This is a genomic window from Streptomyces puniciscabiei (assembly GCF_006715785.1).
Lineage (GTDB): Bacteria > Actinomycetota > Actinomycetes > Streptomycetales > Streptomycetaceae > Streptomyces > Streptomyces puniciscabiei.
On record NZ_VFNX01000001.1, the window covers coordinates 3,652,614 to 3,676,264 of the forward strand.

Here is a 23,651-nt window from a genome sequence, read left to right on the forward strand (position 1 = left end):
GACGACCGGAACCGAGGCCCTCATGTCCCCAGCACCCGAAAGCCGCACCGACGACGAGGTCCTGGCCGCCACGGACGTCGCCCTGCTGCTGCGCTACGGCCTGATCCAGGACGCCTTCCACACGGCCCTGTTCGGGGACGGCGCCGTCGCGGCCGCGGTCACCCTCGACCGGCTCGGCGTGCTGCCGCGCTCGCTGACGTTCCTCGCCGAGATCGTCCGGGCGGGCGGTCTGGCGTACGCGGCGGAGCTGCCCGAGCCGCTGCCGTCCCCGGAACCGGCCGCGATCCTGCGGGACTGGCTGACCGGCGCCGCACAGACCGCCACCATGCCCGAGGCCGAGACCCGCGCCGCCCGCTGGCTGGACACGGTCGCCGAGATCATCGGCCTGCGCCGCGCGAGCCGGGCGGGCACCGCCTAGGCCCGGTCGTCCGCGTCCGCCAGCCAGTTGCCGTGGAAGCCGAACGGGACCCTGGTGGGCAGGTGGATCGTGGCGACCGGGGGCGCGCCGAGGTCGTCGGCGTCCAGGACGACCAGGTCACTGCGGTCGGTGGCGGCGTCGTGGACGTAGGTGAGCAGCCAGCCGGGGCCGCCGGGTGTGCCGTCGGCGGGGGCGAACGCCGCCTCGCCCGGGGTGCGGCCGGGCCCGAAGTCATGGGCGGTGGCGGACCCGGAGGACAGCTCGTAGCGCACCAGTGAGGTGCCGCTCGTCATGTGCCCGTGTCCGGCGGCGAGGCCGGTCAGCCGGTCGTCGACGCGCGGGAACTCGCCCGGCCGGTCGTCGCACTGCTCCTCACGGACCGTGCCGGCGGCCGGGTCGATCGTCCACTTCCACCACACGGCCCGGTGTGCCCGCGTGCCGCCGTCCGGTTCGCGCCGCCACAGCTCCGGATAGCGCATCACGTGCAGCACGAGGGTGCCGTCCGGCGCGTCGTGGGCGTTGAGGACGTGGAAGACGTAGCAGGGGTCGACCGCGAACCAGCGGACCTCGCCCCGGGGGTCGTCACGGCGCAGCACGCCGAGCCGGGCGCCGTACCCGTCGTCCCAGCTGTAGGGCATCGTGCCGCCCCTGAGGGCGAGTTCGGCGTCGAAGACGACCGGCAGGTCCATGAAGACGACGTGCGCGGCGGTGAGCGCGAAGTCGTGCAGCATGGTCGGCCCGGGCACCTCGATCGGCCGGCTGAGCACCAGTTCGCCCGTGGCATCGGCCCGGTGATAGGTGAGGTGGGTGGGCTCCAGCATGCCGTAGCCGAAGAAGTGCAGCTCGCCGGTGGCCGGGCAGGTCTTCGGATGGGCGGTCATCGCGGTGTGCAGGCGGCCGTCGAAGTCGTACGGGCCCTTGGTGTCCAGCTCGCGGGTGAGCTCGTAGGGCAGGGCGGACTCGACCAGGGCGAGGGTGCGGCCCGCGTGCCGGACGACATGGGTGTTGGCCGGGCCGGCGGTGAGGTCGCGGCGGCCCTGGTCGTCGTACATCCGCGCCCCGTCGGTCAGGCGGGTGGTGCGGACCCAGCGGTTGCGGTAGGAGACGGCCCGGCCGCCCTCCAGGCGCACCCCGTGGACCATGCCGTCGCCGAAGAACCAGTGCCCGGAGGCGGCGTCGGCCGGGTTCGGGCCGTTGCGCAGGTACCAGCCGGTCAGCTCGGACGGGACGGTGCCGGTCACCGGCAGGTCGTACGCGGTGAGTTCCTCGGTGACCGGGGCGTAGTTGCCGGACAGGTGCTTCGGGGCGGCGGTCATCGGGCCGCCTGCCCGGCGGCCTGGGCCTTCGCCTGGACGTGGGCGACATAGCGGACGGTGAAGAGCATCGGGACGACGAAGCCGGCGATCTGGACGACGGTCGCGGGCGTCGAGTGCGCGTGCCCGGAGTGGGCCAGCACGGCGAGGACGACGGCGGTCAGCACGAAGGCGGCCGTCCAGACGGACGTGATGACGACGTTGACCCGGACGAAGGGCTTCAGGTCCCAGAGCTCGCGGGGGGTGGTGCGCTTGGCGATGCCCAGGGTGAAGGGGCGGCCGACGGCCAGCGACAGGCCGGCGATGACGGCGAGGGTGCCGGAGGAGAGGGCGGCGGAGTAGGCGTGCACGCCCGAGTGCGGGTCGGCGAAGGCGACGGCCGCGAGGACCGCGAAGAAGACCGCCGAGCCGGCCTCGATGACGAGGGCGTCGAAGCCGGCGCCGGCCCGCCTCTGCTGGGCGATGATCCCGACCGAGATCACCAGGGCGGCCAGGGCGCCCCACTGCCACTGCCCCGAGGGGATGACGGCGAAGACGATCCACGGCAAGAACGTGCGCAGGTACGACATGGGTTCCCCCGGGCGGAGTGAGTTCCGGTTTCGACATGTCAAAAGTAGAAGGTCGGGTCTCGACATGTCAATAGTGGAAGGTAGGGTGGGGGTCATGAGCCTCAAACACGCACTGCTCGGCCTGCTCTCCGACCGTCGCGCCAGCGGCTACGACCTGCTGAAGACGTTCGACACCTCGCTGGCCAACGTCTGGCCCGCGACCCAGAGCCAGATCTACACCGAGCTGACCAAGCTGGCGGGCTCCGGGCTGATCACGGTGGCCGCCGAGGGCCCGCGCGGCCGCAAGGAGTACGAGATCACCGACGAGGGGCTGGCGGAGCTGCGCCACTGGCTGACCGAGGTCGCGCCCCAGCCCGTCATGCGCAGCGACGTCCTGCTGCGGGTGTTCTTCCTCGGTGTGCTCACCCCCGAGCAGGCGCGCGACTATCTGTCCCTGCTGGCCGGGATGTCCCAGGAGGGACACGACCGGCTGCGGCAGCTCGCCGACTCCATCGACTGGGACGAGGGCAACCTGTCGGTCTACGGCCGGATCGCCCTGGAGTACGGCCTGCGGTTCAACGCGATGCGGCGCGAGTGGGCCGAGTGGGCGGCGGAGCAGATCAAGTAGCCCCGAGGAAGACCGGGTTGGTGAAGGCGGCGAGCGCCCCCGGCACCGGCCCGAGCGCCGCCTCGTGGCGCAGTTCGGCGCGCACGTACGCCGCGCAGGCCGGAGTCGTGCGCCACTCGACCGTGCCCGTGCCCGACACCGGCAGCGGATCGCTGGTGAACAGCACGCCCTGGTCGGTGACGAAGCGGACGGTGCAGCGCGGGGCGCCCGAGACCTCCAGCCGGACCGTCACCGGGGTGTCGGCGGCCACGGCCAGCCGCTCGCCGATGCCCGCCTGCTGCCCGCGCCCGCCCGTCGCCGTGAGGGCGAGGGTCACGTTCCCGGACTCGGCCACGTAGCAGCGTCCCGCGCGGATGCCGTCCTGGACCGCCTCCCGGGTCAGGTCGTCGGCGAGGACGACCGTCTGGGGCATGCCGACCGTGTCCGGGTCGCGGTGGGCGTCGCTGTTGCCCATCGCCGGGAGCCAGGCCCGCCCCTGCCGCACGGAGGCGACCAGCTGGTTGTCCCACTCGGCCAGGGTCACCTCGTCGTCCGGGGTGTAGGGGCCGTTCCACACCTCCACGGCGTCCGCCTCGGCGAAGCCGAACTTCCAGCCGCAGCCGACGCAGGTGGCGTGCGGGTGGGCGGGGACGACGAGGCCGCCGGCGCGGCGGATGTCCCGGGCGAAGCGGGCCCAGCGGTTGTCCCGGGCCCGGTAGCGCCAGTCCACGAACGTGCCGGGTTCGGTGCCGAGCGCCAGCACGTGGCCGTTGCGGGTCGTGACCTCCTCGCCGAGCATGATCAGCAGGTCGTCGCCGGCCTGGTCCGCCCAGTGCGGGTGCGCGGCGTGGGTGTTGTGGTCCGAGGAGTTGATGAAGTCCAGGCCCGCCGCCCGCGCGAGGGCCGCGATCTCCGCCGGGGTGCGGCGGCCGTCGGAGTACCAGGAGTGCAGATGGCAGTCCCCCCGGTACCAGGCCCGTCCCCGCCCCTTGGCCCGGGAGGGCGGGTACACCGGCCGCGGGGTCCCGCCCGGCTCGCCGTAGGTCAGCGTGACCGTCAGCTCGTACGTCAGGCCCTGTGGCGCCACCGTGTAGGGGCCCAGCGCGATGTGCCAGGTGCCCTCCCGCACCGGGCCGGGGATGTAGCCCGGTGTGGCGCCGTCGGCGCGGACGAAGAACTCCGTGCGCGCACCGCCCGACCAGCCACGGAAGCCCCGGCCGCCCAGCTCGGTGCCGCGCTCGTCGAAGAGGCCGATGTCGAGGGCGTTGCCCTGGGTGCCGGCCGGGACCGAGGGCTTGTCGTAGGTGTAGGAGACCTTGATCTCCCGCACCCCGTCGGGGACTTCGACCGGTACGTACACGAAGTCGGGGGAGCCGGGTGGCAGGGTGCCCTGTACCGTCCGGGTCTCCTGGCGCTGACCGTCCGCCGCTGCGAAGCTCACACGTCCCAACGTAAGGGCAGCGGCGGCGCCCGTCACGAACAGCGCGCGTCTGCCGATGCCGTGAGTCTGCTCGTGCGTGTCCTCACCCATGGGGGCCACCCTCTCGTCCGGGCGTGAACTCCCGTGAAAGAAAAGGGGATTGCTGCACGACAATGTGTCATGGACGCGACGCTTCTGCCATGGTGGCGCATGCCTGCCGGTCGGTATGGACGTGGGAAGCCCGGCCCGGTACAGATGGGTCATGCGTATCGCCGTCACCATCTTCCTCACCGACGAGACCGTCGCGCCGGTACGACTCGCCCGCGAACTCGAGCGGCGCGGCTACGCCGGCCTCTACCTCCCCGAGCACACGCACATCCCCGTCGAGCGGACGACCCCGTACCCCGCCGGCGGCGACCTGCCCCGCGAGTACGGCCGCACCCTCGACCCCTTCGTCGCCCTCGGCCAGGCCGCCGCCGTCACCGAGCGCCTCGGCCTCGGCACCGGCGTCACCCTCCTCGCCCAGCACGACCCGATCGCCCTGGCCAAGCAGATCGCCACCCTGGACCACCTGTCCGGCGGTCGTCTCACCCTCGGTCTCGGCTACGGCTGGAACGTCGAGGAGGCCGCCGACCACGGGGTGGAGTGGCGCACCCGCCGGGCACTGGTCCGGGACCGGGTGCGGCTGATGCAGGCGCTGTGGTCCGAGGAACCGACGCCGTACGAGGGCGAGTTCGCCGCCGTACGGGCCAGTCACGCGTACCCCAAGCCCGCCCGGAAACCGCGCGGCCCGGTGACCGGGCCCCGCACGCTCGTCGGTGGCGCCGCCGGCCCGAGACTCTTCGCCCACATCGCCGAGTACGCCGACGGCTGGCTCCCGATCGGCGGCCGCGGCCTCACCGAGTCCCTGCCGGCGCTGCGCACGGCCTGGGCGGACGCCGGCCGCGACCCCTCCGCCCTCCAGGTCGTCCCCTACGCGGTGCAGCCGACCCCGGGCAAGCTGGCCCACTATGCGGAGCTGGGAATCGAGGAGGTCGTACTCCAGTTGCCGTCGGCGGGGGAGAGGGAGGTTCTGAGGGTGCTGGACGAGTTCGGGAGCTTCCTGTAGGCAGCCCTGAGCTGCGATCACCCCGAACGTACAGTTGGGGGATGACGACTTCCGCGACCTCCGGAACCGGCCCGACCGAGAACTCCATGCGTCGCGCCCTCAAACGCGCCCGGGACGGCGTCGCCCTCGACGTCGCCGAGGCGGCGGTGCTGCTGCGGGCCCGCGGCGAGGCCCTGACCGACCTCGCCGCGTCCGCCGCCCGGGTGCGCGACGCGGGTCTCGAACAGGCGGGCCGTCCCGGCGTCATCACGTACTCGAAGAGCGTCTTCATCCCCCTCACCCGGCTGTGCCGGGACAAGTGCCACTACTGCACCTTCGTCACGGTCCCCGGCAAGCTGCGCCGGGCCGGCCACGGGATGTTCATGTCCCCCGACGAGGTGCTGGACATCGCCCGCAAGGGCGCCGCCCTCGGCTGCAAGGAAGCCCTGATCACCCTCGGCGACAAACCCGAGGACCGCTGGCCGGAGGCGCGCGAGTGGCTGGACGCGCACGGCTACGACGACACGATCGCCTACGTCCGCGCCGTCTCCGTCCGGATCCTGGAGGAGACGGGGCTGCTGCCCCATCTCAACCCGGGCGTCATGACCTGGACGGACTTCCAGCGGCTCAAGCCCGTGGCCCCCTCCATGGGCATGATGCTGGAGACGACCGCCACCCGGCTCTGGTCCGAGCCCGGCGGCCCGCACTACGGCTCCCCGGACAAGGAACCGGCCGTACGGCTGCGGGTACTGGAAGACGCCGGCCGCTCCTCCGTGCCCTTCACCTCCGGTCTCCTCATCGGCATCGGGGAGACGTACGAGGAGCGGGCCGAGTCCCTCTTCGCGCTCCGCAAGGTCTCCCGGGCCTACCACGGCATCCAGGAACTGATCATCCAGAACTTCCGCGCCAAGCCGGACACGGCGATGCGCGGCATGCCGGACGCCGAACTGGACGACCTGGTCGCCACGGTGGCCGTGGCCCGCCACATCATGGGCCCGTCCGCCTGCCTCCAGGCCCCGCCGAACCTGGTCGACTCGGAGTACGAGCGGCTGATCGGCGCCGGCATCGACGACTGGGGCGGGGTGTCGCCCCTGACCATCGACCACGTCAATCCCGAACGGCCCTGGCCGCAGATCGAGGAACTGGCCGCGAAGTCGGCGGCGGCGGGGTTCGAGCTGCGGGAACGCCTCTGCGTCTACCCGGAGTTCGTGCGCCGCGGCGAGCCCTGGCTGGACCCCCGGCTGCGCCCGCACGTGAGCGCGCTGGCCGACCCGGAGACGGGCCTGGCGCGCGAGGACGCAGTCGTCGAGGGCCGGCCCTGGCAGGAACCGGAAGAGGCGTTCGTCCCCGCCGGCCGCACCGACCTCCACCGCACCATCGACACCGAGGGCCGTACGGCCGACCGGCGCGACGACTTCGACGAGGTGTACGGCGACTGGGAGGCGCTGCGCGAGGCCGCCGCGCCCGGTATGACGCCGGAGCGCATCGACACGGACGTACGGCAGGCGCTGGCGACCGCGGCCGACGACCCGACCCGGCTCACCGACGCCGAGGCCCTGGCCCTGCTGCACGCGGACGGCCCGGCGCTGGACGCGCTGTGCCGGGTGGCGGACGACGTGCGCCGGTCCGCGGTCGGCGACGACGTCACCTACATCGTCACCCGCAACATCAACTTCACCAACGTCTGCTACACCGGCTGCCGCTTCTGCGCCTTCGCCCAGCGCCGCACGGACGCCGACGCCTACACCCTCTCCCTGGAGCAGGTCGCCGACCGCGCCCAGCAGGCCTGGGACGTGGGCGCGGTCGAGGTGTGCATGCAGGGCGGCATCCACCCCGACCTGCCGGGCACGGCGTACTTCGACATCGCGAAGGCGGTGAAGTCCCGGGTCCCCGGCATGCACGTGCACGCCTTCTCGCCGATGGAGGTCGTCAACGGCGCCACCCGCACCGGGATGTCGGTCCGCGAGTGGCTGACGGCCGCCAGGGAGGCGGGTCTGGACACCATCCCGGGCACGGCGGCGGAGATCCTGGACGACGAGGTCCGCTGGGTCCTGACCAAGGGCAAGCTGCCGACGGCGACGTGGATCGAGGTCGTGACGACGGCCCACGAACTGGGCATCCGCTCGTCCTCGACGATGATGTACGGCCATGTCGACCAGCCCCGCCACTGGCTGGGCCATCTGCGCACCCTGGCGCGGATCCAGCGGGAGACGGGCGGTTTCACCGAGTTCGTGACGCTTCCGTTCATCCACACGAACGCGCCGGTGTACCTGGCGGGCATCGCGCGCCCCGGCCCTTCCGTGCGGGACAACCGCGCGGTGACGGCGATGGCCCGGCTCCTGCTCCACCCCTGGATCCCGAACATCCAGACGAGCTGGGTGAAACTGGGCGCGGAGGGTGCGGCGGAGATGCTCCGCTCCGGGGCGAACGACCTGGGCGGCACGCTGATGGAGGAGACGATCTCCCGCATGGCCGGCTCGTCGTACGGCTCGTACAAGTCGGTCCGCGAGCTGGTCGCCGTGGCCGAGGCGGCCGGCCGCCCGGCGAAGCCGCGCACCACGCTCTACGGCGAGGTGCCGGAGGAACGGCAGCGGGCGGCGGCGGCCTCCGACGGCCACCTGCCCGAGCTGCTGCCCGTCCTGGACTGAGTACGATGATCCGACCCCCGGTCCGAGCGGGGGCCCCGTAGCGGAGGAGATGCGTACCCGTGGCTGCCCGACTGCCCTCCTGGGCCTGGGTCACCGGCCTGACGGCGGGCGCGACCGCGGCCGTCGTCGCCCTCGCCGTACAGGCGGACCACGGGCCGCACCCCACGGCCGCCGTGGCGGCCGCGCCGAGGCCGTCGGCGTCGGCGAGCGCCCACGGCTCCGCCGCGCCGCACTCCCCGTCCGCGCCCGCGCTGCCGGACGCGTCGGGTCAGGGCCGCCGGATCGTGTACTCCCTCGGCGAGAAGCGGGTGTGGCTGGTCGACGCGACGGGCAGGGCGACCCGGACCTTCACGGTGTGGCCGGGCACGGTGAGCCCCCAGCCCGGCCGCTACTCGGTCATCGCGAGCCGGCAGTCCCTCAGGGGCTCGGACGGTGTCGAGATCGAGCACGTCATGTACATCGCCAAGGTGCTGGGCGTGGACATAGCCTTCTCCAACGCCCTGGACGGCTCCTCGCCGCCCCCGGCGGACGGCAAGAAGCTGGGCGGGATCCGTCTGCACAAGGCGGACGGAGCCGCCCTGTGGTCCTTCGGCGGACCGGGCACCGCGGTCGCGGTCGTCAAGTAGCGTCCGCCTGCCGCCCGGGCAACTGGTTGACGATCAGGGCGACCCCGCTCAGCAGGAACACCCGGGTGGCGGCCTCCAAGCCGTTCCAGGTCTTGGACTGCCACATCGAGAACCACTCACCGCCGATCGCGATGAACCCGGCCCCGAACAGCAGCAACAGCATCAGCAGCCCGTAGGTGGAGACCCGCCGCGCGAGGTCGTCGTCCTTCCGCCGCGCCCACAGGTACGTCCCCCAGATCAGTACCAGGGCCGACACGGTCTCCCACACGATGATGAGGACGTACGCGGTGTCCTGAAGTCCCTTGCTGGTGATGGCCCGCCACATCAGGTGGTCGTCCTTGAACGTCGTGTCCATCGCCAGCACATGCCGGACGAACTGCTGGTTCGTCCCGAAGTCGGTGATGTTCCCCAGGGCGACCAGGGCGATGTAGAGGGCGAGTATTCCGGTGAGGACACCGGCGGCCAGGCTGAGGCCGGAGTTACGTGTGGGGGTGGTGGTCATGGCTGAATTCTCCCCTGCCGACGGCGCGGTTTTCGCGTGCTCATCAGGCCAGAATGAGAAGGCGGGCTGGGGGAGGGGCTGACGGATGGCGCAGGCACGGCTGTCGATGCAGGAGCTGATCGGGCGGCGAAGGCGGGCGGGGTTCGTCGGCCGGAGCGAGGAACGAGCGGCATTCCGCGCGAACTTGGACGTGCCCCCCGAGGATGAACGCCACCGCTTCCTCTTCCACGTCCACGGCAACGCCGGCGTCGGAAAGACGTTCCTGGTGCGGGAGCTGGAACAGATCGCCCGGGAGCGGGGCGCGCTGACGGCGTACGTCGACGAGGGCGCGGGGAGCGTGCCGGAGGCGATGGCGTCGATCAGCCGTGAGTTCCTGCGGCAGGGCTGGGAGTTCAGGAAGCTCGACAAGGCGTTGGTCAGGTACCGGGAACGGCGGCACGAGGCCGACGTGGTGATGGCCGGGCTGGAGCCGGAGCCGGAGAGCCCGTCGGCGGTGACGGCGACGGTCGTACGGGCGGGGCTGGCCGGCCTGAGCATGCTGCCGGGAGCGGGACCTTTCGTGGGCGCGGTCGACCCGGCTCAACTGGCCCAGTACACCGAGAGGTTGCGGCGGGGTCTCAGCGCCCGGTTCGGCAACCAGGACGATGTGCAGCTGGTGCTGTCACCCGAGCGGGAGCTGACACCCAGGATGCTCGAAGAGCTGGCCACGGTGGCGGCCTCGGTGCCGTGGATCGTCCTGTTCTTCGACACGTACGAAAGGATCGGGCCGTTCGTCGACGGCTGGCTGCACGAGCTGATGACCACGGACCGGCACGGGGCGCTGCCCGCCAACGTGGTCGTCGTCACGGCCGGCCAACGCCCCTTCGACACGGCCCGCTGGGGCGGCTTCGCGGACTTCGTGACGCACCTGCCGCTCGGGCCGTTCACGGAGGCGGAGGCCCGGGGACTGCTGGCGGACCGGGGGGTGCGGGACGAGCCGGTCGTCGCCGAGGTCCTGCGGCTGACGGGCGGGCTGCCGGTGCTCGTCTCCACCCTCGCGGAGGCGAGACCCGCCGATCCGGGGGACGTGGGCGATCCGAGTGCGGACGCCGTGGAGCGGTTCCTGAAGTGGGAGCGGGATCCGGTGCGGCGGGGGGTGGCCCTGGCCTGCGCGGTGCCCCGGCGGCTCGACGCGGACGTGTTCCGGGCCGTGGTGGAGTGCGAGGAGGCGGAACTCGACGCGCGCTACGGGTGGTTGAGAGGCCTGCCGTTCGTCGACGGCCGCGGCGGAGGAGTCCGGTACCACGACGTCGTACGGGCGCCGATGCTGCGGCTGCAGCGGGCACGGTCGCCCCGGGGGTGGGGGGAGCTGCAGCGGCGGCTGGCGGGAACGTTCGGGCAGTGGCGGAGCGAACGCGAAGGGGCACGGGACGCCGAGCAGCTGTGGGCGGACGAGGAGTGGCTGGAGCTGCGGCTGGCCGAGTCCTATCACCGGCTGTGCGCGGGGGACCGGGAGGCGTTGCCGGGGACGCTGCGGGAGTTCGTCCCCGCCTGCGCCGCCGGTGACGCCACGGCCCAGCGGTGGGCGCGGGCCCTCGCGGACGCGGGCGAGGACGCCGACGCGGAGGCAGTGGCCCGCTGGGGAAGCGAGCTGACGCAGGCCCTCGGGAACGGCGGAGTGGCGGCCGCACTCGCGCTGCTGCTGCACCGGGCGGCGCTCGACGAGCCGGACCGGGCGCTCGCCCACGCGGTACGGGGTGCCGCGCTGCGGCGCGGCGGGGCGTACGACGAGGCACTGACCGCATTCGCGGACGCCATCGCTCTGGATCCCGGGCTGGCACGGGCCTACCGTGGCCGGGCCCTGACCCACGGTGAGCTGGGGGACTACCCGTCGGCACTCGCGGACATGGAACAGGCCGTGGCGCTCGCACCGGACGACCCGTGGAGTCACGCGGTGCGCGGCGAGTACCACCGCATGCTGCGCGACCACGACGAGGCGATCCGGCACCTGGACGAGGCGGTCCGGCTCGACCCGGCCAGCGACTTCGCCTGGGCCTCCCGAGGCGCCACCCGCCTCGCCCGGGGGGAACTGGACAGCGCCCTCGACGATCTGAACCGGGCCCTGGAACTCAACCCGGAGTACGCCTGGGCGCTGGCCCGCCGGGCCCGCGTATGGCGTGCCCGCGCCGAGCCCGCCCGTCAGCTCGCCGACCTCGACCGTGCCCTCGCCCACCAGCCGGACTGGGCCTGGGGTCGCTGCGAACGAGGTGACGCCCTGCGCGTGGCGGGGCGCGACGAGGAAGCCCTCGCCGACTACGACCGCGCGCTCGCCCTCGACCCCGAGTACGCGTCGGCGTACGCGAGCCGGGGCGTGTCGCTGGCCAACCTCGGCCGGCACAGGGAGGGTCTGGCCGACCTGGAGCGCGCGGTCCGGCTGAGGCCGGAATACCCCTGGGCGGAGTGCCGGCGGGGAATCGTCCTGCTCGAACTGGGGTCCGCAGATGCGGCGCTGGCCGCTCTGGAGAGGGCGAAGGCCCTGTCACCGCACGACGAGTGGATCCTCGAGTGGCACGGCAGGGCGCTGGCCGCCCTGCGCGATCAGCGCTGAACGCCCGGAACTTTCCCCGGCGGTGGTTCAGCGCACCGCCGCGTCCCCCGTCACCACGGGCCGCACCTTCGTCAGCAGCAGGTCCAGGAAGCGGTCGGGGTGGCGGAAGGACGCGAAGTGGCTCGCCTCCGCGATGAGGGCGAAGTCCTTCACCGGGGCGGTGACCTCGTCGTAGAAGCGGCGGGCCGGCCCAGGTGGGGTGAGGACGTCGCTCTCGCCCTGGAAGACGAAGAAGGGGAGGCGGAAGGCGGTGCCCTCGGCGTACTCGTCGATCGTCATGGCCTGCGGGCCGAGCTGCTCCGAGAAGGTCTGGGCCTTCAGATAGGTGCGCAGGTCGCGGAGCGTGTGGAGGGGCGAGAACCAGAGGGAGCGGATGACGACCGTCTTCATGGTGTCGTAGGTGAGGGGGTCGGTCGTGACCACCGTCTTGGCGTACTCGGCCCACTCGGGGGGCGACCAGGCCGACCGGTCCGGGCCGATGGCCGTCATCTGCGCCAGCTGCTTCTTCCTGCCCGACCGCGCCAGCCGCGCCAGCAGCGCCTCGTAGGCGGAGTGGTCCCGGTCGCCGCCGACGATGTTCTGGTCGGTGCCGACGTACGCCGAGTACAGCTCGGGGTGGTTGCGGGCCAGGCGGAGGCCGATGACCGTGCCGAAGCTGTTGGCCATCAGCAGGACCTTGTCGACGCCGAGGCGGGTGCGGACGTGGGCCGTCACCTCCAGGGCGTCCTCGTACAGGCGGTCGAGGGTCATCTCGCCCTGGCCCTGAGGGCCGCCCGCCGCGAACGTCCTGCCGGCGCCGCGCATGTCCCAGCGGACGATCGTGAAGTGCCGCTCCCAGGCGCGGGTGCGCGGGGTGAAGACCAGGTTGGAGGCGCCGGGTCCGCCGTGGATCTCCAGGACGACCGGGTTCGAACGGTCCTCGCCGCGGACCGAGATCCACTGGTCGATGCCGCCGATGCGGACGTACGAGGACTCGTCGATGCCGTTCGGCGTGGTGATCGCGAGCTTCCTGGCGAGGGCGCGGCGCTTGAGGGCGCGGTAGGTCAGCAGCATGGTGTTCCCCCTAAACTGTTTACGTCATCAGCTGTTCTGTGTGTTTACGGTATATACAGTTGTCTGGCGGAGTCAACAGGCTTCGCGCGGCCGATCGGGAGGGAAGCCATGGGCGGGCGGAAGAACGAGCAGGAACAGGACCGCGATCCGCGGACGACCCTCGCGCTGCTGTGGGGCGAGCAGGAACAGCCCACCCGCGGGCCCAAGCCGACGCTGTCCCCGCGGCGCATCGCCGCGGCCGCCGTCGAACTGGCCGATGCCCAGGGGCTGGACGCGGTCTCGATGAGCAAGGTCGCCGCCGAGTTCGGCGTCTCGGCGATGGCGCTCTACCGGTACGTGCCCGGCAAGGCGGAACTGGTCGAGCTGATGATCGAGTCGATGCTCGCCGAGGTCCCCGACCTCTCCGCGGCGCAGGGCGACTGGCGGGCCGGGACACGGCTGTGGGCCCGGCGGTGCCTGGATCTCTACCGGGCCCACCCCTGGGCGCTCGCCGCCACCGCGATGCGCCGCCAGGTCATGGGCCCCCACCAGCTCGGCTGGCTGGACGCGGCGCACGCGGCCCTGGAGCCCACCGGCCTGCCGGCGGCCCAGCGGCACCAGGTCTTCGTCCTGGTCGTCGGCCTGGTGCGCAGCCTCGCCCAGCAGACGGCCGACTTCGACGCGGACCAGGACCGCGAGTGGAACCGCCTCACCGGAGAGGTCCTCGAACGCCACGCGGACCGCTTCCCCGCCCTGACCCGGGCCATCGCCGACGGCGCCTTCGACCCGCCCGGCACCGACCCGCTCGACTTCGGGCTCGACCGCATCCTCGACGGGGTCGAAGCGCTCGTAGCTGTGCGGGAATGACCGCTGGGGGGCGATTTGCCCCCGTGAACGGACCGTTCCCCGTCGATTACAGTGCTGAGCGTCGTACGGACGGACGGTGCTGTGGGGAGGTCTGGATGAGTGCGACATCCGGCGCCGTCTGGGGCCGAGCCGAGCAGCAGGACTACCGCAGCCGGGTGCGCGGCACCCTGCTCGGGGTCGCCGTGGGCGACGCGCTCGGCGGGCCCGCGGACCCGCTGTCCCTGGAGGAGATACGGGCCGCCTACGGCCCCGAGGGGCTGCTCGACCTGGCCTTCGGGCACGGGCGGCGCGGCTCGGTCACCCACCACACCCAGCTCACCCTGTTCAGCGTGGACGGGCTGATAAGGGCCCAGGTGCGCCGGGACACCGGCGCCTGGCACCCGCCGACCGATCTGCACCGGGCGTATCGGCGCTGGGCCGCCACCCAGCGGGACTGGGGGCCCGACGAGCGCCGCAAGGACGACGGCTGGCTCGCGCGGGAGGAGTGGCTGTACGCCCGCCGGGATCCGACCCGGGCGCTGCTCGTCGGGTTCGGCGACGACGCCATGGGCACGCTGGAGGCACCCAAGAACCCCGGCGAACTGGGGCCGGAGGCGGTGGCCCGGTCCGCGCCCTTCGGGCTGCTGGTCGGCTGGGAGCCGCAGCTCGTCGCGCAGCTGGCGGTGGAGTGCGCCGCCCAGAGCCACGGGCACCCCCTCGCCTACCTGTCGGCGGGCGCGTACGCCGTGATCGTGCACGCGCTGGCCCGGGGCGAGAGCCTGGACGGCGCCGTGCAGCGGGCCCTCGCCCTGCTCGCGGCCCGGCCGGGCCACCAGCCCGTCTCGGACGCCCTGCAGCACGCCCTCGGCGCGGTACGGCAGGGGATCCCGAGTCCGACACGGGTGGAGGAACTGGCCGGCGACGGTACGGCGGACGGGCTGCTGGCGGCGTCGGTGTACTGCGCGCTGGTGGGGGAGGACGTGCGGCACGGGTTGTGCCTGGCGGTGAACCAGAGCGGGCCGTCGGCGGCGGCCGGCGCGTTGACGGGTGGGCTGCTGGGCGCCCTCCACGGCGAGACCGCCCTTCCGCCGGGGTGGCTGGCCGAGCTGGAGGGGCGGCCGACGATGCTCGAACTCGCCGATGACTTTGCGATGGAGATGACCCAGGGTCCGGCGCTGCACGGGCCCGCGGGCTCGTCGCCGGGCTGGCTGGCCCGGTACCCGCGGGCCTGAGCCGAGCGCCCGCCCGGCGCTCCGGCCGGATGCCGGCAGTCGGCAGTCGGCAGTCGGCCCAGGTATTCGATGCGGATCGCGGCGAATACGTCGAATACCAGGAAACCGCGGAAGAGCTGCGCATGAACATTTTGCGGCTCATGGCCGCCGGGCTGAAGGACGATGCCATCGCCCGGCGTCTGAGAATGGCCACCAGGACGTGCCGAGTCGGACGGCTGGGGCTGCTCCCGGACGGCGGCCCGCCGGGCACCACGGACGGCCACCCGGAAGCCGCCTCCGAAGCCGCTCCGGCGGCCGCGGCGGCCCCTACGGCGCTCCCGCCACGTCGTCCCCCGCACCCGCCGGCACCGGCACCGCCGCCACCGCGTCCCCGTCGGAGTTGACCTTCTCGATGATCGCCAGGCGCTCGGGAGTGTCCTCCGGCCTCACATAGCCGATGACGACGTAGAGGACGAGCGACACCGCCAGCGGCACCGAGACCTGGTACTGGAGCGGCACCCCGCCGGAGACGTTCCAGCTGATGGGGTAGTTCACCAGCCAGAACGCCAGCAGACCCGCCGCCCAGCTGGTCAGCGCCGCCGTCGGGCCGGAGCGGCGGAACGGGCGGAGCAGGCCCAGCATCATCGGGATCGCGATCGGGCCCATGAGGCCGGCGACCCACTTGATGACGACCGTGATGATGTCCTTGAACGTCGGCGAGTCGACCTGCGTCGCCACCGCCATGGACAGGGCCAGGAAGACGACCGTCGTGACGCGGGCGGCGATCAGCCCCGACCGCTGCCCCCACGCCCGCGCGCGAGCGGACAGCACCGGCGCCACGTCACGGGTGAACACCGCCGCGATGGCGTTGGCGTCGGAGGAGCACATGGCCATCGTGTGGGAGAAGAAGCCCACGACGACGAGGCCCAACAGGCCGTGCGGAAGCAGCTGTTCGGTCATCAGACCGTAGGAGTCGGAACCGTCCGGCTTCCGGGCGGTCACCAGGAGCGGGGACATCCACATCGGGAAGAACAGCACCACCGGCCAGATCAGCCACAGGATTGACGACAGCCGGGCCGAACGCTCGGCCGCGTACGCGCTGCCGGTCGCCATGTACCGCTGCGCCTGGTTGAGCATGCCGCCGTTGTACTCGAAGAGCTTGATGAACAGGAACGCCAGCAGGAACACCGTGCCGTAGGGGCCGACGAGAGGCTTGCCGTGGCCGTGCAGCGCGGGCTGGTTCCAGGCGTCGAGGAACCCGATGTGCCTGTCGTTCAGCTTCAGTACGACGGCGACGAACATCGAGACACCGGCGAGCAACTGGATGACGAACTGCCCGAGTTCGGTCAGCGCGTCCGCCCACAGGCCGCCGATCGTGCAGTACACGGCCGTGATCGCGCCGGTGATGAGGATGCCCTGGTTCAGGGTGACGCCGGTGAACACCGACAACAGGGTGGCGATCGCCGCCCACTTGGCGCCCACGTCCACGATCTTCAGCAGCATGCCGGACCAGGCGAGCGCCTGCTGGGTGGGCAGGTTGTAACGGTTCTTCAGGTACTCCAGCGGGGAGGCCACATGGAGCCGGGAGCGCAGTCGGTTGATGCGGGGCGCGAACAGCTTCGACCCGATGGCGATGCCGAGCGCGATGGGGAAGGACCAGGTGACGAAGGAGGTGACGCCGTAGGTGTAGGCGATGCCCGCGTACCCGGTGAACATGACCGCGCTGTAGCCCGACATGTGGTGCGAGATGCCGGACAGCCACCAGGGCATCTTGCCGCCGGCCGTGAAGAAGTCGGAGACGTCGTCCACGCGCTTGTGCGACCAGACGCCGATCGCCACCATCACACCGAAGTAGCCGATGAGTACGGCCCAGTCGAGACTGTTCATGTGCTCGATCGTGGGTGCCGCCACGTGAACACGACAAGCGACCATCAGGTCAAGAGAAGGCAAAGTTGTTCGTGATGACGTTCATGGTTCATGTACATGAACCACACACCTTTGGGTCCCTGACATCCCGCTGACAGGGGAAGCCCTTTCCCCCGGGCCGGCCTTTACATCGCTCCTCGGGGTGCGCTAGCTATTAGCTGAAGCGCGGGGGCTCGAAGAATGGAATGAAAGAGAATCTTTCCAATCCACTCCGCCGTTTTGTGAATGCCGCGTCCGCGTGCGGGCCCGGATCCGTTTCTGGATTCCAGATCCGCCGTGTCGGCGCGGCATTCGCGTCCCGTTTGCGGACCGCAACGCAAAGCCGATGGCAAGAATGGGTCATGGCTGGGCAGTGGTGATCTGCCGGGCCAGTGGCCGGCTTGCGGGGCGCGCGACCTTCCTGCTGGTCCCGACCGATCTCGACCGTCCGTTGATCGTCACTCGCCGCTGGCTGAAACAGAATGACGGTCGGATGTCAGCGAGTCGTCATAGTGCGGTCAGGATTGAGCCTATAAGGTGAGGAACGCAGAGCGGAATCGAGGATGCAGACCACTCCCAGAGGGGGGAATCTCACATTCCGTGTTTGCCCGGAGCATGCACTCAAGATCGTTCACTGTCGGCCCTCGCGGCGCACAGCGGACGCATAACTTATCGCCAGTGCTGGTATCAGGCAACGGGGGTTCTGATAGTGCTCTATTTCAAGATTCTAGGACCGCTGGAGATCACGGTAGCGGACCGGAAGTTACAGATCCGGGGGACGCTCCAGCGCAGGCTGCTGCGCACTCTTCTGATCAAGTCGGGCGAGCTGGTCCCCAGCGAGGCCCTCATCAACGAGCTGTGGGGTGAGGAGCACCCGGACCGGGTGGAGAACGCCCTGCAGGCGCACATCAGCCGGATCAGGCGCAGGCTCTCGTCGCTGGAGCCGGACCGGCCCACCTCCCGGCTGCGCACCCTCACCTCCGGCTACCAGCTGCTGGTCTCGGAGGACGAGGTCGACGCGTTGTGGTTCCAGCGCAGGCTGGACCATGTGCGCGGTCGACTGGACGGCGATCTGCGGTCCGCCATCGGTGAGTTGCGGGCCATGCTGGACGCCTGGGGCAGCCCGGTGCTGCCACCGGGGGAGGGCGGCGCGATCTGCAGGGCCGCGGTGTCCCAGTACGAGGAGTCCCGGCTGCTGGCACTCGAGACGCTCTTCGACGCGGAACTGCGGATCGGCAACCACACGGCGATCGTCGGCGAGTTGCGGACCGTCCTCGCCAAAGACCGCTTCCACGAGCGGTTCTGGCAGCAGCTGATGACGGCTCTCTACCGCTGCGGCCGGCAGTCCGAGGCGCTCGCCGCCTACCAGCAGCTGCGCCGGCGGCTGAACGACGAACTCGGTCTGGAACCCTCACCGGCCACCAGCGCCTTCGAGCAGGCGATCCTCTCGCACAATCCGCTGCTGAGCCTGTCGTCCGGCGCCGAGATCGCCCTGGCGGCGGCCGGTGCCGGACGGCAGGTCGTCATCGGCACGTGAGGGACGCGCGGCCGGCGGCTGGGCGCATGTCAGGCAAGGTCGAATCGAACTGCGAACGAGGCGACGTACTGATGGAAGGCGCCACCCACATGCTCAATCTGCTGGGCGTCATGGAGTTGCGGGGCTCCCACGGAACCCATCTCATCGAAAGCGCCGCGCAGACGACGCTCCTCATTCCCCTGCTGGTCAACCGGCGCTCCTTCGTCTCCGCTTCGGTGCTCGCGGGGGAGCTGTGGGGCGACAGCCGCCCCGGCCGGTCCGAGAACGCCCTGCAGGCGCACATCAGCAGGCTCCGCAAGTGTTTCAAACGGGTCGACCCCACCCGCCCCGAGGGACGGCTCAAGTCCGGGCCCAACGGGTACCAGCTCCTGCTCGGCGACGACGAGGTGGACGGCGAGCGGTTCATCCGCGCCGTGCAGGACGCGCAGATGTTCTCCGGCATCCGCCATCCCGCCGACACCAGTTCACGCATGCGCCGGGCCCTGGCCATGTGGCGCGGCCCGGTCTTCGGCGGGATCACCGGCGGGCCCCTGTGCCAGACCGAGGCGGCCCGCTACCAGGACGCACGGCTGCGGGCCCACGAGATCCTCTTCGACAGCGAACTCGCCCTGGGCCGCCATGCACTGATCATCGGCGAGCTCAGCGCACTGGTGGACGGCATGCACCTGCCCCAGGAGCGCCTGTGCGCCCAGCTGATGGTGGCCCTCTACCGCTGCGGCCGGCAGGTCGAGGCGCTCGGCGTCTACCAGCGGGTGCGCGAGCGCATGGCGGAGAGCGCCGGATGCCTGCCGTCGATGGGGCTGCGCCGGTGCGAGCGGGCGATCCTGGAGCACGATCCCGCCCTGGACACCGCCACGTCCGGGTTCGTGGAGATCAGCTGAGCCGTCGGCAGCGGCATGGGCGTCAGCGGCACCGGAGGGTTCGCGGCGCCTCATGCCAACTGCCGTGCGGCCTCCCGGAAGACGTCCGCGGTGTGCTCGTCGGCCGGGTGGAAGGTCTCCAGCGACAGCTCCGCCACCGTGATGTCCGTGGACGCGCCGAAGGTGGTCACCGTACTGAACAGCCGCAGCTCCGTACCGAGCGCGCGCACCTGCAGCAGGGTGACCACCTCGTCGGTGAGCTCCGGCTCCGCGTCCATGCCGGGATAGCGGGACACCTCCTCGTACAGCCGGCGCAGGGACGGCCGGCCGGAGTGGATGACCTGGCGGTGCAGCCGTCCCAGCATGTGCTGGCGGAAGTGGGCGGAGTTCACCATCAGCTTCGACAGGCCCTCCGGGTGCAGGGTCAGCCGCATCAGGTTGACCGGGGGCTCCCGCAGGTGGTCCGGCAGCTCGCGGGCGAGCAGCCGGGCCCCGCCGTTCATCGTGACGATGTTCTCGTCGGCGTCCAGGGCGAGCGCGGGAAACGGCTCATGAGCGCTGAAGAGCCGGTCGACCATGGCCCGGACCGCCGTCATCCGGGCCGCGTCGAAGCCGGACTCCTGGAACACGGGTGCGTAACCGGCCGCCACCAGCAGGGTGTTGCGATTGCGCTGGGGGATCTCGAGATGATCGGCCAGCTGCAGCAGCATACGGCGGCTCGGCTGGGCCCGGCCGGTCTCCACGAAGCTGACGTGCCGCGCGGAGATCCCCGCCCGCTGGGCGAGGTCGAGCTGGCTCAGGCGGCGGCGCTGCCGCCACTCACGGAGGAGCGGCCCGACTCCGGCCGGTTGCTCGACTGTCGTCACGCACTTCATGCTAGGAGGGTGGGACGGTTTCTCAAAGCCGGTTCAAACGGCCGTCGCCGCAAGGGAGTTGCGCGGCGGGCGCGGCGAGGCCGGCCGTCATGAGGCCGCCACGGTGCGCCTGATGTGCCGCACCAGGTCGGAGATGACGCCGATGGTGTTGTCGATGTCGTTCATGTAGAAGTGGTCGCCGTTGAACTCGGAGTTGCCGAGGTAGCTGCTGGTCCGGTCCACCCAGGACGCCATCGCGCCGCGTTCCATGAGCTGGTCCCGGTTGCCGCTGTAGCTGACGACGGGGCAGCCGATCGCGGCGCCGTCGTCGAGGTAGCTCGCCACCACGGCCAGGTCGGCCCGCATCGCCGGGATGATCATCTCGAGCGCCTTGGGGTCGTCCATGATCTCGGCCGGGACCGAACCGAGCGCGCGGATCCACCCCTTCAGCTCCTCGACGGGCATGTACGCCTGCTCCAGGGTCGGGGTCTTGAAGTCCTTGGGGGCCCACCCCGAGACCCCGACGAGCACGGGGCCGGGCCGGCCGCTCTTCTCCAGTGCGACCGCCAGCCGGTAGGCGAGCTGCGCCCCCATGCAGTGCCCGAAGAACGCGTAGGGACGGTCGTCCAGCTCCTGGGTGATCGCCTCCTGGAGCGCCTCCACCAGCGGCTCCATCTCGGTGAACGTCTCCTCCGAGGACCTGTCCTGGCGGCCGGGCAGCTGGACGCAGTGGTGGGCGATGTCGGCGGGCAGCAGGCCGGGCCACTCCTTGTAGATGGACGCTCCGCTGCCCGCGTGCGGGAACAGGAAGAGGCGCAGGGCCGCGTCCGGGCCGGCCTCGCTGGGCTGGAACCACAGACTCGAGGGGGACGTGATGCGGTTGGTCATCGCGGGTTTCCTCACTGGTGGGGCTGGTCGGCATGGACCGGTCCGGCGGGCCGCGAGGCGCGCAGCACCGGCAGGACCTCCTCGGCGATCTGCCGGAGGTGGGGACGCGGGTCAAGGGAACCGATGCGGAGCACGAGATGGCGGGCGCCGGCCGCGACGTACTCGGCCAGCCAGTCGGCGCATTCGCGCGGGCTGCCCCAGCCGTACGCCTGCACCGTGTTCATCACGGCGAGCTGCCGGCCGTAGTAGCCCTGCACATAGGTGTCGAGGGCCGCCTCGGCGCGGCGGCGGTCGGCCTGCACGTTCAGCGTGGCGTACAGGCCGGGCGTGACGGCGTACGGCGCCCGGCCGTGCTGCTCGGCGAGTTCGGTGATCCGCTCCCGGGCGACGCGGTACGCCTTGGGGTCGGGCAGGAAGGGCAGCCAGCCGTCGTAGTGGCGTGCCACGCGTGACAGGACCCGTGGCGTGTCGCTGCTCGCCAGCCACAGCGGCGGGCCGCCGGGGGTGGCCGGCCCGGGCAGCCGGTCGAGGCCGTCGATGTGCCAGTAGCGCCCGGTGAACTCGGCCGCGGCGGGCCCGCCGTCGGCGCGCCAGGCCTGCCGCCACAGCCGTACGGTCTCGTCCAGCCGGCCGACCCGGCTGTCGAAGGGCACGCCGACGGCGGCGAACTCGGCCGCCGACTCCGGGACCGGGAAACCCGCCCCGAGCCCCAGCGTCAGCCGCCCGCCCGAGGCGTGGTCCAGGCTTGCCGCCGTGTTCGCCCCGATCAGCGGGTGGCGCAGGGCCGCCGTGAGCGCGGCGGTGCCGAGCCCGATGCCGCGGGTGACCGCGCTCACCGCGGCGAGCACCACCAGCGGGTCGAGGCGCGGCCGGGCGGTGAGCGAGTCACCCGCCCACAGCGAGTCGAAGCCCAGGTCCTCCGCCTCGCGGGCGAAGTCGAGCAGCGGCCCGATGGAGTAGTCGCCGGTCACGGCCATCTCCCTGGTGGGCAGGAGAACGCCGATGCGCAGCGGTGGTGCGGACGGGTCGTGGGACGGCATCCAGGGCTCCCTTGTGATCGTCTGGGTGGTCGGCCGGGGCGGGTTCGAGGGCCCGGGTCAGTTCGCCGGCTGCCGGTCGCCGTGCCGCTCGCGCAGGATCCGGCGCAGCACCTTCCCGGAGGGGTTGCGGGGCAGGGTGTCCACGAAGACATAGCTGGTAGGGATCTTGTAGTCGGCGATCCGCCCCCGCAGGTGCAGCATCAGCTCCCGCGGAGTGGCACGGGCGCCCGGGGCGAGCACCACACAGGCCCGGACCGCCTCGCCCCACTGCGGGTCGGGCACGCCGACCACGGAGCTCTCGGAGACCGCCGGGTGCTGGTCGAGCGCGTTCTCCACCTCGGCGGGATAGATGTTCTGCCCGGCCGAGATGATGGTGTCGTTGATCCGGTCGCGCAGGAAGAGATAGCCCCGCTCGTCGAGGTAGCCCAGATCGCCCATCAGGAGCCAGCCGTCGACGAGGGTGCGCTCGGTCTCCTCCGGCAGCCCCCAGTACCCGAGCATGCGGGCCCCGGTCCTGATCCACACCTGACCGGTCTCCCCGGCCGGCAGCGACCGGCCCTGCCGGTCGCAGATCCGCAGTTCGCTGCCCGGGCAGGCACGGCCGGCGCTGCGCAGCACCGGGCTGCCGGCGTAGTGGTCGGACGGCGGCAGCATGGTGGCCACGCTGCCGCTCTCGGTGCTGGCATAGACCTGCGCGAACTGGCAGTCCATCACCTTCATGCACGCGTCGAGCAGCGGCTCGGGCATGGGCGCGGCACCGTACGCCACCTTCCGCAGCGACCGGAAGGGCGTGTCCAGCCCCCGGGCCTCGCCGAGCATCAGGTGCAGCATCGCCGGTGCCGCGAAGGTGATGGTGACGCCGTACCGCTCGACCAGGCGCACCGCCTCCTCGGCGACGAACATCCGCATGACGACGTTGGGGATCCCGGCGATGAAGCTGTGCATGAACCAGGCCATGCCGGCGACGTAGGAACCGGGGAAGGAGACCAGGCTGACGTCGTCGGGCAGCCAGTCGAACCAGTCGGCGCCCTCGCGGTCCATGGCCTCGACGAACGAGTAGAAGCTGCGGTGGGCCAGGACGACGCCCTTCGGCAGGCCGGTGGTGCCGCTGGTGTACACCTGCAGGACCGGGTCGTCGGTGCCCGTACCCGGATCGAGGTCGCTTCGCGCGGCCCCGGCCCGCCAGGCGGTGAAGCCCTGGGTGCCGTCCGCGTCCCTCTCACCGGCCGTGCCCGGCTCGCCCTCCAGGCGGACGAGGGCGGTCGGCCCGGGCAGGGACCGGGCGACCCGCCGGGCCACCGGCAGGAACTCCTCCTCGACGAGGACCAGCCGGGCGCCGGAGTCGCGCAGGATGTGCTCGACCTCCACCGCGGACAGCCGCCAGTTGACCGGCACCAGCACGGTGCCGCTCTTGGCGCAGGCGATCGCGATCTCGAAGTACAGGGCGCTGTCCTTGCCGAAGTAGGCGACCCGGTCGCCCCGGGACAGCCCGGCGCGCAGCAGCGCGTGGGCCGTCCGGTTGCTGCCCTGGTGCAGCTCGCCGAAGGTGGTGCGCCGGTCCTCGTGGATGACGGCGGTCCGCTCGGGCCGGGCCGCCGCGTGCCGGGCCGCGGCCGCGTGGAGGGTCTTCGGGTCGCCGGGCGCGGCCGGGGCACCGGCGCCTCGCGCGGGGGCACCCGCGGGCCCGGTCGGCAGGTCGTTCATGGGTTCACTCCGGTCTCG

General features: G+C 71.8%; 20 protein-coding genes. 10 read left to right on the top strand and 10 right to left on the bottom strand.

Annotation, left to right across the window (positions count from 1 at the left end; translation table 11 throughout):
* Positions 1–22: 22 nt before the first annotated feature.
* Entirely contained in the window at positions 23–418 is a 396-nt protein-coding gene (locus FB563_RS16890; RefSeq protein WP_055704722.1) for a hypothetical protein, read from the top strand.
* Here FB563_RS16890 and FB563_RS16895 read toward each other — a convergent pair.
* Together FB563_RS16895 and FB563_RS16900 are read right to left on the bottom strand one after the other, a co-directional pair.
* Positions 415–1,734 carry a carotenoid oxygenase family protein gene (locus FB563_RS16895; RefSeq protein ID WP_055704721.1) on the bottom strand — a complete coding sequence of 440 codons (1,320 nt, stop codon included), beginning with the start codon at positions 1,732–1,734 and terminating at the stop codon, positions 415–417. The genes FB563_RS16890 and FB563_RS16895 overlap by 4 nt on opposite strands.
* Entirely contained in the window at positions 1,731–2,300 is a 570-nt protein-coding gene (locus FB563_RS16900) for a hypothetical protein (protein WP_055704720.1), read from the bottom strand. Before FB563_RS16900 ends, FB563_RS16895 begins: the two co-directional genes overlap by 4 nt.
* A gap of 94 nt (positions 2,301–2,394) precedes the next feature.
* Between FB563_RS16900 and FB563_RS16905 the strand changes: the two genes are divergently transcribed.
* A complete protein-coding gene (locus FB563_RS16905) occupies positions 2,395–2,907 on the top strand; it encodes a PadR family transcriptional regulator (RefSeq protein ID WP_055704719.1) in 513 nt (170 codons plus the stop codon).
* On the opposite strand, the gene FB563_RS16910 is transcribed toward FB563_RS16905, so the two are convergent.
* Positions 2,900–4,417 carry a CehA/McbA family metallohydrolase gene (locus FB563_RS16910; RefSeq protein WP_055704718.1) on the bottom strand — a complete coding sequence of 506 codons (1,518 nt, stop codon included), beginning with the start codon at positions 4,415–4,417 and terminating at the stop codon, positions 2,900–2,902. The genes FB563_RS16905 and FB563_RS16910 overlap by 8 nt on opposite strands.
* Positions 4,418–4,568: 151 nt before the next feature.
* Between FB563_RS16910 and FB563_RS16915 the strand changes: the two genes are divergently transcribed.
* Genes FB563_RS16915 through FB563_RS16925 form a run of 3 tightly spaced genes read left to right on the top strand, consistent with a single transcriptional unit; the run spans position 4,569 to position 8,667 of the window.
* Entirely contained in the window at positions 4,569–5,414 is an 846-nt protein-coding gene (locus FB563_RS16915) for an LLM class F420-dependent oxidoreductase (RefSeq protein WP_055704717.1), read from the top strand.
* Between the two features lie 41 nt (positions 5,415–5,455).
* Positions 5,456–8,041 carry a bifunctional FO biosynthesis protein CofGH gene (locus tag FB563_RS16920; protein ID WP_055704716.1) on the top strand — a complete coding sequence of 862 codons (2,586 nt, stop codon included), beginning with the start codon at positions 5,456–5,458 and terminating at the stop codon, positions 8,039–8,041.
* Positions 8,042–8,100: 59 nt separating this feature from the next.
* A complete protein-coding gene (locus FB563_RS16925; RefSeq protein ID WP_055704715.1) occupies positions 8,101–8,667 on the top strand; it encodes a hypothetical protein in 567 nt (188 codons plus the stop codon).
* Here the strand turns inward: FB563_RS16925 and FB563_RS16930 are convergent.
* Positions 8,660–9,169, bottom strand: coding sequence for a DUF2165 domain-containing protein (locus FB563_RS16930; protein ID WP_055704714.1), 510 nt, complete (start codon positions 9,167–9,169; stop codon positions 8,660–8,662). The genes FB563_RS16925 and FB563_RS16930 overlap by 8 nt on opposite strands.
* Before the next feature lie 85 nt (positions 9,170–9,254).
* On the opposite strand from FB563_RS16930, the gene FB563_RS16935 reads away from it, so the two are divergent.
* The gene (locus FB563_RS16935; RefSeq protein ID WP_055704713.1) at positions 9,255–11,756 is read left to right on the top strand and encodes a tetratricopeptide repeat protein; all 2,502 of its coding nucleotides are present in this window, start codon (positions 9,255–9,257) and stop codon (positions 11,754–11,756) included.
* Between the two features lie 27 nt (positions 11,757–11,783).
* On the opposite strand, the gene FB563_RS16940 is transcribed toward FB563_RS16935, so the two are convergent.
* Positions 11,784–12,809 carry an alpha/beta fold hydrolase gene (locus FB563_RS16940; protein WP_055704712.1) on the bottom strand — a complete coding sequence of 342 codons (1,026 nt, stop codon included), beginning with the start codon at positions 12,807–12,809 and terminating at the stop codon, positions 11,784–11,786.
* A gap of 108 nt (positions 12,810–12,917) precedes the next feature.
* Between FB563_RS16940 and FB563_RS16945 the strand changes: the two genes are divergently transcribed.
* Entirely contained in the window at positions 12,918–13,655 is a 738-nt protein-coding gene (locus FB563_RS16945) for a TetR/AcrR family transcriptional regulator (RefSeq protein ID WP_055704711.1), read from the top strand.
* 95 nt (positions 13,656–13,750) lie between these two features.
* The gene (locus FB563_RS16950) at positions 13,751–14,866 is read left to right on the top strand and encodes an ADP-ribosylglycohydrolase family protein (RefSeq protein ID WP_055704710.1); all 1,116 of its coding nucleotides are present in this window, start codon (positions 13,751–13,753) and stop codon (positions 14,864–14,866) included.
* A 306-nt stretch (positions 14,867–15,172) separates the two neighbouring features.
* Here FB563_RS16950 and FB563_RS16955 read toward each other — a convergent pair whose 3' ends face one another.
* A complete protein-coding gene (locus FB563_RS16955) occupies positions 15,173–16,732 on the bottom strand; it encodes a sodium:solute symporter family protein (protein ID WP_055704709.1) in 1,560 nt (519 codons plus the stop codon).
* Positions 16,733–17,459: 727 nt separating this feature from the next.
* Between FB563_RS16955 and FB563_RS16960 the strand changes: the two genes are divergently transcribed.
* Both FB563_RS16960 and FB563_RS16965 read left to right on the top strand, forming a co-directional pair.
* On the top strand, positions 17,460–18,287 hold the full coding sequence (locus FB563_RS16960; RefSeq protein WP_055704708.1) for an AfsR/SARP family transcriptional regulator: 828 nt from the start codon (positions 17,460–17,462) through the stop codon (positions 18,285–18,287).
* Between the two features lie 71 nt (positions 18,288–18,358).
* Positions 18,359–19,168 (top strand): AfsR/SARP family transcriptional regulator, encoded by an 810-nt coding sequence (locus tag FB563_RS16965; protein ID WP_055704707.1) that lies wholly within the window; start codon positions 18,359–18,361, stop codon positions 19,166–19,168.
* Positions 19,169–19,218: 50 nt separating this feature from the next.
* Here the strand turns inward: FB563_RS16965 and FB563_RS16970 are convergent, their stop codons facing one another.
* From FB563_RS16970 to FB563_RS16985, 4 genes are all read right to left on the bottom strand, one after another.
* The gene (locus tag FB563_RS16970) at positions 19,219–20,022 is read right to left on the bottom strand and encodes a helix-turn-helix domain-containing protein (RefSeq protein WP_055704706.1); all 804 of its coding nucleotides are present in this window, start codon (positions 20,020–20,022) and stop codon (positions 19,219–19,221) included.
* Positions 20,023–20,109: 87 nt separating this feature from the next.
* On the bottom strand, positions 20,110–20,889 hold the full coding sequence (locus tag FB563_RS16975) for a thioesterase II family protein (protein WP_055704705.1): 780 nt from the start codon (positions 20,887–20,889) through the stop codon (positions 20,110–20,112).
* 11 nt (positions 20,890–20,900) lie between these two features.
* Entirely contained in the window at positions 20,901–21,929 is a 1,029-nt protein-coding gene (locus FB563_RS16980; protein ID WP_055704704.1) for an LLM class flavin-dependent oxidoreductase, read from the bottom strand.
* Positions 21,930–21,986: 57 nt separating this feature from the next.
* Positions 21,987–23,633 carry a long-chain-fatty-acid--CoA ligase gene (locus tag FB563_RS16985; RefSeq protein WP_079048592.1) on the bottom strand — a complete coding sequence of 549 codons (1,647 nt, stop codon included), beginning with the start codon at positions 23,631–23,633 and terminating at the stop codon, positions 21,987–21,989.
* Positions 23,634–23,651 lie beyond the last annotated feature (18 nt).

What these genes read in the sequence shown, in the direction of transcription:
- FB563_RS16985 (WP_079048592.1), bottom strand. Translation starts at nt 23,633, where the DNA reads ATGAACGACCTGCCGACCGGGCCCGCGGGTGCCCCCGCGCGAGGCGCC.
- FB563_RS16970 (WP_055704706.1), bottom strand. Translation starts at nt 20,022, where the DNA reads ATGAAGTGCGTGACGACAGTCGAGCAACCGGCCGGAGTCGGGCCGCTC.
- FB563_RS16910 (WP_055704718.1), bottom strand. Translation starts at nt 4,417, where the DNA reads ATGGGTGAGGACACGCACGAGCAGACTCACGGCATCGGCAGACGCGCG.
- FB563_RS16935 (WP_055704713.1), top strand. Translation starts at nt 9,255, where the DNA reads ATGGCGCAGGCACGGCTGTCGATGCAGGAGCTGATCGGGCGGCGAAGG.
- FB563_RS16950 (WP_055704710.1), top strand. Translation starts at nt 13,751, where the DNA reads ATGAGTGCGACATCCGGCGCCGTCTGGGGCCGAGCCGAGCAGCAGGAC.
- FB563_RS16955 (WP_055704709.1), bottom strand. Translation starts at nt 16,732, where the DNA reads ATGAACAGTCTCGACTGGGCCGTACTCATCGGCTACTTCGGTGTGATG.
- FB563_RS16900 (WP_055704720.1), bottom strand. Translation starts at nt 2,300, where the DNA reads ATGTCGTACCTGCGCACGTTCTTGCCGTGGATCGTCTTCGCCGTCATC.
- FB563_RS16895 (WP_055704721.1), bottom strand. Translation starts at nt 1,734, where the DNA reads ATGACCGCCGCCCCGAAGCACCTGTCCGGCAACTACGCCCCGGTCACC.
- FB563_RS16890 (WP_055704722.1), top strand. Translation starts at nt 23, where the DNA reads ATGTCCCCAGCACCCGAAAGCCGCACCGACGACGAGGTCCTGGCCGCC.
- FB563_RS16930 (WP_055704714.1), bottom strand. Translation starts at nt 9,169, where the DNA reads ATGACCACCACCCCCACACGTAACTCCGGCCTCAGCCTGGCCGCCGGT.
- FB563_RS16920 (WP_055704716.1), top strand. Translation starts at nt 5,456, where the DNA reads ATGACGACTTCCGCGACCTCCGGAACCGGCCCGACCGAGAACTCCATG.
- FB563_RS16975 (WP_055704705.1), bottom strand. Translation starts at nt 20,889, where the DNA reads ATGACCAACCGCATCACGTCCCCCTCGAGTCTGTGGTTCCAGCCCAGC.
- FB563_RS16905 (WP_055704719.1), top strand. Translation starts at nt 2,395, where the DNA reads ATGAGCCTCAAACACGCACTGCTCGGCCTGCTCTCCGACCGTCGCGCC.
- FB563_RS16940 (WP_055704712.1), bottom strand. Translation starts at nt 12,809, where the DNA reads ATGCTGCTGACCTACCGCGCCCTCAAGCGCCGCGCCCTCGCCAGGAAG.
- FB563_RS16945 (WP_055704711.1), top strand. Translation starts at nt 12,918, where the DNA reads ATGGGCGGGCGGAAGAACGAGCAGGAACAGGACCGCGATCCGCGGACG.
- FB563_RS16980 (WP_055704704.1), bottom strand. Translation starts at nt 21,929, where the DNA reads ATGCCGTCCCACGACCCGTCCGCACCACCGCTGCGCATCGGCGTTCTC.
- FB563_RS16965 (WP_055704707.1), top strand. Translation starts at nt 18,359, where the DNA reads ATGGAAGGCGCCACCCACATGCTCAATCTGCTGGGCGTCATGGAGTTG.
- FB563_RS16915 (WP_055704717.1), top strand. Translation starts at nt 4,569, where the DNA reads ATGCGTATCGCCGTCACCATCTTCCTCACCGACGAGACCGTCGCGCCG.